This is a genomic window from Massilia sp. UBA6681 (genome assembly GCF_002454935.1).
Lineage (GTDB): Bacteria > Pseudomonadota > Gammaproteobacteria > Burkholderiales > Burkholderiaceae_D > Telluria > Telluria varians.
Map to the genome: position 1 here is coordinate 1 of NZ_DKJX01000038.1, position 5,430 is coordinate 5,430.

Below are 5,430 nucleotides of genomic sequence, written 5' to 3' on the forward strand. Positions count from 1 at the left end.
GCGAGATTATGCGGTGTTCTGCGTTTATCCTCAAGCCCCTCTTTTTCTCTTTAGCTGTCGATGCTTTGAAAGCGGCGATGTGCGTCGAAGAAACGAGACTATAGCAAAACTCCCGTATGCAGCGCAAGTAGCTCGTATGTGAACAAACCACAGTACCGATTCCGCCCAAGCGGCGTCGGCCAATAGGCTGCGACTATCAATTTATTTGATTAAATTTTCTTTTAGCTATGAATGAGAATCGATATCATTTGGCGTACAGCAGTGTTAACGAAGCAGAGGAAGAGCAAGCATGGTCATCGCCGCCAAGAAAACCAGTCAGGTCATCACCCACATGGCGATCGCGTTCGCCATCGCATACGCCGTGACGGGCTCGGTCGTCTTCGGTGGACTGGCGATCGTCATCGAACCGCTCATCAACGTGTTGCTGCTCCCCTTGCACGAGAAGGCATGGGCCGCCGTCCGTGCCCGCGCCCTTCACGAACGCGAACGCTACCTGCGCATCGTTGCCGAGAAACTGAGCCAGACCTCCCTCCACATGGGCGTGGCCTTCGCAGTGATGTATGTTGCCACCGGCTCGCTTGCCTTCGGTGGCATGGCCGCAGTACTCGAACCGGTCTGCAACGTCCTGCTGCTTCCGATCCATGACCGCTTCTGGAACAAGCTGGAACTGCGCCTGAACGGCGGCGCCCAGGCTGCCTGAGCATGCATTGGCATACAGACAAAAGCCACTGACCGCTCAGTTTCCAGTGTTACACTGTCACGCTGTTCCGGACACGTTGTCCGCAACGCGGCCCTGGCGAGCTTCGCCTTCGACCAGATGAGGCAGTATGAGCAAGATCGTTTGGCCCGCTTCGCGTTCCGAAGCGGCCGAGCTGATTAGATCCCGGGACTGGAGCACGACAACGCTCGGCCCCCTCGACAGCTGGCCAGCTGCCCTGCGCACGCTGACCGACGTCGTCCTGCGCTCCCCGGCCGGCATGGCCCTGATCTGGGGCGACGACCGCACCCTGATCTACAACGACGGCTACGCGCGGGTGTGCGGCAGCAAGCATCCGCAGGTCCTCGGCACCTCGGTGCTGGACGCCTGGCCGGATGCCCGCGACTTCAACGAGGAAGTCCTCGATGCCTGCTTCGCCGGCGAAGAAAGGGTCTTTCGCGACGCCCGCTTCGTCCTCGACCGTCATGGCGTGCCGGAGGAGATCTGGTTCGATCTCTATTACGGTCCGGCGGTCGATGAACACGGCGTCGTGCGCGGGGTACTGGCAACCGTGCTGGAGACGACCGAGCGGGTACACAGCGCACAGCAGCGGGAACGCCACGAAAGCCATCTCGAGCAGGTCAACAGCGACCTGGACGCCCTGCGCATCACGCTCGAACAGGCCAACCGGCGCCTGTCCAGCGACATGGACTTCCTCAACACCCTGTTCCGCCAGGCGCCGAGCTTCATGGCGGTGCTCACCGGTCCGGAACACGTGTTCGCGCTTGCCAACGACGCCTACCTGAAACTGGTCCAGCATCGCCCGATCCTCGGCAAACCGGTGCGGCTCGCCCTGCCGGAGCTCGATGGACAGGGCATCTACCAGCTACTCGACGGTGTCTACACGAGCGGTGAGCCCTACCATGGCCGCAAGCTCGAGGTCCAACTGGACCGCGGCAACGGCCAGGACATGGAGCGCCGCATCCTCGACTTCGTCTACCAGCCGCTGAAGGATGCGGACGGCCGTATCCACGGCATCTTCGTCGAAGGCGTCGACGTTACCGAGCACGCGCTGACGGAGGAGCGGCTGCGTGTCGCCCAGGAAGCCGGCGGCATCGGCACCTTCGAGTGGTACCCGAGCACCGGCAAGCTGGTGGTGTCGGATGCCTACCGTCGCATCTGGGGCTTCGCCCCCGATATCGAGGTCACTGCCGACCTGCTGCTCAGCCGCGTCGACCCGTCCTTCCTGCACCTGGCCGGACCGAACCGCATCGGCAGCGAATCGAATCCGCTGCGCTACTCGGAATTCCTGATCACCCGCGTCGACAACGGCGAACGGCGCTGGATCGCGCGCCGCGGCGAAGCCGTGCCGAGCACGATCGCCGGCGAGCGCCGCTACCTCGGCGTGGCCCTCGACATCACCGAGCGCAAACGCACCGAGGAGAACCTGCGGCAGGCCGAGGCGGCGCTGCGCGAACTGAACCACTCGCTGGAGCGCAAGGTCGTGCTGGAAGAAGCCGAGCGCGCCAAGGCCGAGGATGCGCTGCGCCAGGCCCACAAGATGGAAGCGGTCGGCCAGCTGGCGAGCGGCGTGGCCCACGATTTCAACAACGTCCTGCAGATCATCTCCAGCAACCTGCAGCTGATGGAACTGGACGGGATCGGCAGCGTGCTCGGTGCGCGCGTGGCGAGCGCGGTTGCGGCCGTCGAACGCGGTTCGAAGCTGTCCTCGCAGCTGCTCGCATTTGCGCGCCGCCAGCCGCTGCAGCCGGTGACCACCGACCTCGGACGCCTGCTGGCCGACATGGAGTCGCTGCTGCTGCGCGCTCTGGGCGACCGGATCGTGCTGGACCTGCGCCGCGCGCCGGGACTCTGGCATGCCAGGGTGGACCGCAACCAGCTCGAGAACGCCATCCTGAACATGGCGATCAACGCGCGCGACGCGATGGGCGGCAGCGGGCGCCTGACGATCAGCGTCAGCAACGGCGAGGCATCTGCAGGCCAGGTGTCGCTGTCGATTACGGACAAGGGCTGCGGCATGACGCCGGAAGTCCTGGCCAAGATCTTCGATCCGTTCTATACGACCAAGGCGCCCGGCGAAGGCACCGGCCTGGGCATGAGCATGGTGTACGGCTTCGTGAACCAGAGCGGCGGCGAGATCCGCATCGACAGCAGCCCGGGCGATGGGACGACGATCACGATCCTGCTGCCGCGCGCCGACGGCGAGGCGCTGCACGTGCAGGCTGTGAGCGAGGCCAGCGTGCCCGGCGGCAACGAGACCATCCTGGTGGTCGATGACGACGAGGCGGTCGTGGCCACCACCACCGAGCTGCTCGCCGGCCTGGGCTACCGGGTGCTCGGCGCCGAGAGCGGACAGCAGGCGCTCGCCGTGCTCCAGTCCGGGATGCCGGTCGACCTGCTGTTCTCCGACCTGTCGATGCCGGGCGCCGTCGACTGCGCGTCGCTGGTGGCGCAGTGCCGGCACGTCGCGCCGCGCACGCGCATCCTGCTGACCTCGGGCCAGTTGCCCGAGACCTCCTTCGACGAAGCGATCGAACTGCTGCCGAAACCCTTCAGCCGCGAGCAACTGGCGCGGACGATCCGCGGCCAGCTGGGTGCGAGCACGCTGTCGGTGCCCATGGCGGCGCCGGCGGTCGCGGACGACATCGTGCGCACGATCCCGTCCGCGCAGGACGACACGCAGCGCATCCTGGTGGTCGAAGACGATCCGGACACGCGCGAACTGGCCTGTGAGCTGCTCGCGGCGCTCGGCCATGCGGCCAGCGGCAGCGGCTCGGCCGAACATGCGCTCATGCTGCTGAACGAACATGAGGTCGACATTCTCTTCACCGACCTCAACCTCCCGCGCCTGTCCGGCCTCGAGCTGGCGGCGCGGGCAATCGCGATGCGCCCCATGCTGCGCGTGATCCTTACCTCGGGCGAGGGGAACAACGTGCGCGTTGCGCCCGACAACGGCATCATCGTGCTGCCCAAGCCCTACGATCTGCTGCAGCTCGAACAAAGCATCGCGCAGGCGATGCTCGAAGCGGGCGAAACTCTTCAATAAGACCGGTCCAGGACAAGATGCTCACCAAAACGATCGACACCCGGGTCCTGCTGATCGACGACCACCTGATCAATGCGGACCTCGTCGGCGGCATGCTGGCGGAGGAACCCGGCATCGTGCTCGAATACCAGCAGGATCCGTCGCGAGCGCTCGAGACGGCGCTGGCGTTCGCGCCGACCGTGATGATGGTCGACCTGCACATGCCGCTGATCGACGGGCTGGAAGTGATCCGCACCCTCAAGCAGGATCCGCGCGTGGCCGAGGTGCCGATCATCATGCTGTCGTCGAACACCAGTCCGCGCGTGAAGGCGAGCGGTTTCGAGGCGGGAGCGATCGATTACCTGGTGAAGTGGCCGGACAGTGTCGAACTCACGGCGCGCCTGCTGGCGCACTCGCAAGCCTACCGCGCGACCCGGGAACGCGACCGGGCGCTGGAGGCGCTGCGCGCGAGCCAGGCCGAGCTCTTCGCACGCACGCACGAACTGGCCCGGACACAGGCCTCGCTGCACGAAGCCGAAAAAATGGAAGCGATCGGCCAGCTGACGAGCGGCGTGGCACACGATTTCAACAATGTGCTCCAGCTGATCAACGGACACCTGCAGCTGCTGCGGGTGGCGCACCGCGCCGACGAGCGGACGGTGAAGCGCCTGGAAGCAGCCTCGGAAGGCGTGCGCCGCGGCGCCCAGCTGGCCTCGCAGATGCTGGCCTTCGCGCGCCGGCAGCCGCTGGCGCCGCTGGCCCTGGATGTCGGACGGCACCTGCGCAGCATGGAAGGCACGATCCGCCAGACCTTGGGCGGACATGCGCTCACGCTGTCGCTCGGCGACGGCCTGCAGGCCTGCGTCGATCCGGCCCAGTTCGAGAAAACCGTCCTGCATCTGGTGCAGAACGCGGCGGAAGCCATGGACAAGGACGGATGGCTCGAGGTCACGGCCGACGCGGCGCACTTGCCGGGACATGCGCAGGCCGACGAGGCCCCGGGCTACCTGCGCGTCCGCCTCACGGACAACGGCCCCGGCATGGACGAAGAGGTCCAGCGACGCGCCTTCGAACCCTTCTTCTCGACCAAGGCGGGCCGGCGTAGTGCCGGCCTCGGATTGAGCCTGGCCTTCGGCTTCGTGCGACAAAGCGGCGGGCAGATCGAACTGGCGAGCGTGGCCGGCAGCGGCACGGCCGTGAGCATGTATTTCCCGCTGCTGCAGGCGGCCGAGGTGGAACCGGCGCCCGCAGCGGGGCCTGTCTTACGAACCGTGCTCGTCGTGGAAGACGAAGCGCCTGTGCGGCAGGTCAGCGTCGAGGTGCTGCGCAAGCTTGGACTATGCGTGCTCGAAGCAGCGGACGGCGAGACGGCGCTGGGCATGATCCGCCAACGGCTGCCGATCGATCTCGTCTTTACCGACCTGGTCATGCCGGGCGAGGTGCGCGGGCAGGACCTGGCGGCGGCAATGGCCGACTACCTGCCGCAGGCGAAGCTGTTGTTCGCATCGGGTTATCCGGGCGAAGGCAGCGCAGAAGACGAGATCCTCGAGCGCAATCACCTGCTGCGCAAGCCGTACCGGCTCGAGGAGATGACGCGACTGGTGCAGCAGTTGCTGGCGGAAGAGTGAGGATCCGCAGTGCGGATCCGAACAGCAGGCTTTAGGACTACAAAGCAAAAAACCCCACC

Annotated in this window: 3 protein-coding genes; all 3 read left to right on the forward strand. The window is 65.8% G+C overall.

What is annotated here, in order from left to right; all coding sequences use genetic code 11:
* Positions 1 to 289: 289 nt before the first annotated feature.
* The 3 genes from B2R83_RS05110 to B2R83_RS05120 all read left to right on the forward strand — a co-directional run bounded on the left by B2R83_RS05110 (position 290) and on the right by B2R83_RS05120 (position 5,371).
* The gene (locus B2R83_RS05110) at positions 290 to 700 is read left to right on the forward strand and encodes a DUF2061 domain-containing protein (RefSeq protein WP_292038791.1); all 411 of its coding nucleotides are present in this window, start codon (positions 290 to 292) and stop codon (positions 698 to 700) included.
* 127 nt (positions 701 to 827) lie between these two features.
* Positions 828 to 3,764: a response regulator gene (locus B2R83_RS05115; RefSeq protein WP_292038792.1), complete on the forward strand. Its 2,937-nt coding sequence runs from the start codon at positions 828 to 830 to the stop codon at positions 3,762 to 3,764.
* Positions 3,765 to 3,781: 17 nt separating this feature from the next.
* Complete coding sequence (locus B2R83_RS05120) at positions 3,782 to 5,371, forward strand: response regulator (RefSeq protein ID WP_292038793.1); 1,590 nt, start codon at positions 3,782 to 3,784, stop codon at positions 5,369 to 5,371.
* Positions 5,372 to 5,430 lie beyond the last annotated feature (59 nt).

What these genes read in the sequence shown, in the direction of transcription:
- B2R83_RS05115 (WP_292038792.1), top strand. Translation starts at nt 828, where the DNA reads ATGAGCAAGATCGTTTGGCCCGCTTCGCGTTCCGAAGCGGCCGAGCTG.
- B2R83_RS05120 (WP_292038793.1), top strand. Translation starts at nt 3,782, where the DNA reads ATGCTCACCAAAACGATCGACACCCGGGTCCTGCTGATCGACGACCAC.
- B2R83_RS05110 (WP_292038791.1), top strand. Translation starts at nt 290, where the DNA reads ATGGTCATCGCCGCCAAGAAAACCAGTCAGGTCATCACCCACATGGCG.